Below are 2,539 nucleotides of genomic sequence, written 5' to 3' on the forward strand. Positions count from 1 at the left end.
TTGACTACGCCACCGTACCGGATGATCTGCAGCCTGCGGGGCAGCAGTTCACCGAGCCGGTACCGGTCAGGAAAAAGGAGCCGGTACAGCCGGTAGTAGCGGCTGCTGCGCCGGCTGAAGAAGAAGCCACCGAAGCGGCCACGGAAGCAACCGTGGAAGACACGGCGGGCACCGTCGTGGGAACTGCTGCCGGAACAGCGGCCGGACCGGCTACCAGAAGAACCCCCGTCGCTCGCCTGTCCGGAGAGCCGAAGCCGAGTGCGGCCGCCGCCGAAAAATCGGTTCTACCTCCCGAGCCACCGCCACCACCGCAGGTGGCGGCCACGCCAGCACTGCCTTCGCCCGCCAGGCGGCAGTTCGTAGCCGCGGGTGCTGCCGCAGAGCCGGTGCAGGCTGCGCCGCCAGCGGCCCCGCAGCTGTCGTCAGGCTACGTTCTGCACTCCGCGATCTTTCACGATCCTGGTCGGGCCGAGGAATGGCAGGCAAAGCTTGCGCAAGAAGGAATTCCGTCGACGCTTGAGGCACGTTTGCAGATCGGCCCTTTCAAGAATCGTGCCGAAGCAGAGGCGGCTCGCCGAAAAATGAACAAGCTCGGGATCGAGACGCTGCGTGGGCTGGGCAAGACCGGTAACCCCTAGCGCCTCAGCCTTCCGTGGTCTGCAGTTGGTGGCGGATGCGCCGGGCAAAAACGGCCATTTCCTTGGCCGCCTGAAGGTCGCCCTTGCTTTCGGCGACAACGATTCCCTGTTCGTAGGCGGCCAGAGCTTCGACCGGGCGAGAGCACTCGCTCAGCGCTTTGCCAAGCAGTTTCCACGCGGCTGAATACGTCGCGTCTCGTTCCAGCGCTTCACGCAGGCAGCTCGCCGCCTGTTCGAAATCGCCGGCCTTCAGATGTTCGTTACCCAGCGAGTAGCGTAGCAAGGCGCTGTCGCGTGGACCCCCGAGCAGTTTTTCCAGATTGGCGATGATAGCAGTGGTCATTTAACATCCCCGGTTTCAACCCGAACACATTGTAGAGGACAGCACGATGAGCAGAACGATCATTTCCACGACGCACGCACCGGCGGCGATCGGCACCTACTCGCAGGCGGTCAAAGTCGGCGATACCGTTTACCTTTCGGGTCAGATCGGCCTCGACCCGGCCAGTATGGACCTTCTCGAAGGGATCGATGCGCAGATCGTTCGCGTGTTCGACAACCTCAAGGCGGTTGCGGAAGCTGCGGGTGGCTCCTTGGCCGACGTCGTCAAGCTGAATGTGTACCTTGTTGATCTGGCGCACTTTGCGAAAGTCAATGAGGTGATGAAAAGCTACTTCGCCGAGCCGTTCCCGGCCCGTGCCGCAGTCGGTGTCGCCTCCTTGCCACGCAATGCACTGGTCGAGGCCGACGCGGTGATGGTAGTCGGCGGCTGATGCCGGTTGGACGAGATCGATGCTCCACCAGCGCTGCGCAGCCGGCTGCGCAAGCTGAGCCTGGAACGGCCTGACGATCTCGTCCTGCATCTGCCCTTGCGCTACGAGGACGAGACGCGCGTCATCGCGCTCGCCGACGCGCCGGCAGGCGTGCCGCTACAGCTCGAAGTGCTGGTGGTGGATGTTGCCGTCCGCTTTGCTCCGCGTCGCCAACTGGTGGTTCAGGTCTGCGATGCGGGTGACCAAAACGCCGTCCTCATTCTGCGCTTTCTGAACTTCTACGGTAGCCAGCAGAGGGCGCTCGAAGCCGCCCGAGATGATCATTTTCGGCTACGTGTTTTCGGTGAGATCCGCGACGGTTTCCTGGGTCCCGAGATGGTCCATCCTCGTTGTCGGGTACTGACCGCTGACGAAACGCTGCCGCGGTCGCTGACGCCGGTCTATCCGACCACCGCCGGTTTGCCCCAGAGCGCGCTGCGCAAACTGATCGCGCGGGCGCTGAAGACGGTCGATCTCGCCGAATTTCTCGACCTCGAATGGTGCAACAAACACTCGTTGCCGCCGTTCGCGACGGCCGTCGCCTTGCTCCATTCACCGCCGCCAGAAGTTTCGCCAATGGCTCTGCAGACGCGCAGTCATCCCGCCTGGCGACGCATCAAGTTCGACGAACTGCTGGTACAGCAGCTGTCTTTGCGCCGTGCCTATCTGGCTCGCCGGCGCAAGGGAGCGCCGCTCCTGCCTGCCGCCGGTCAGCTCGCGGAACGTCTCCGGGCGGCGCTTCCCTTTGCCCTGACCGGGGCACAGCAGCGCGTCGTTGCCGAGATCGCCGCGGACCTCGCGCAGCCTTACCCGATGCAACGTCTGCTCCAGGGCGATGTCGGCTGCGGCAAGACGATTGTCGCTGCGTTGGCCGTTTGTCAGGCCATTGAGGCGGGATACCAGACTGCTTTCATGGCCCCCACCGAAATCCTTGCCGAGCAGCATTATCTCAAACTGCGCGCCTGGTTCGAGCCGCTCGGTGTTGCTGTGGTCTGCCTGTCGGGCCGCCTCGGGGCAGGGGGCAGGCGGGAGGTGCAGCGGCGGGCAGCGAGTACGGCCCAACTGGTGGTCGGCACCCATGCGCTGATT

At 63.9% G+C, this 2,539-nt stretch carries 4 protein-coding genes; 3 read left to right on the top strand and 1 reads right to left on the bottom strand.

The features are described from left to right. Positions 1–638, top strand: a 638-nt coding sequence (locus tag RUW20_RS05935; RefSeq protein ID WP_313951280.1) for an SPOR domain-containing protein, incomplete at its 5' end; no start/stop codon positions are given. Between the two features lie 4 nt (positions 639–642). Here RUW20_RS05935 and RUW20_RS05940 read toward each other — a convergent pair. Continuing rightward, complete coding sequence (locus tag RUW20_RS05940; RefSeq protein ID WP_313951281.1) at positions 643–981, bottom strand: tetratricopeptide repeat protein; 339 nt, start codon at positions 979–981, stop codon at positions 643–645. A 46-nt stretch (positions 982–1,027) separates the two neighbouring features. On the opposite strand from RUW20_RS05940, the gene RUW20_RS05945 reads away from it, so the two are divergent. Next, positions 1,028–1,411 carry a RidA family protein gene (locus RUW20_RS05945; protein ID WP_313951282.1) on the top strand — a complete coding sequence of 128 codons (384 nt, stop codon included), beginning with the start codon at positions 1,028–1,030 and terminating at the stop codon, positions 1,409–1,411. 6 nt (positions 1,412–1,417) lie between these two features. Next, positions 1,418–2,539: DEAD/DEAH box helicase (locus tag RUW20_RS05950; RefSeq protein WP_313951283.1), on the top strand; the 1,122-nt coding region annotated here is incomplete at its 3' end.

Source organism: Accumulibacter sp., from assembly GCF_032229525.1.
Taxonomy (GTDB): Bacteria; Pseudomonadota; Gammaproteobacteria; order Burkholderiales; family Rhodocyclaceae; genus Accumulibacter.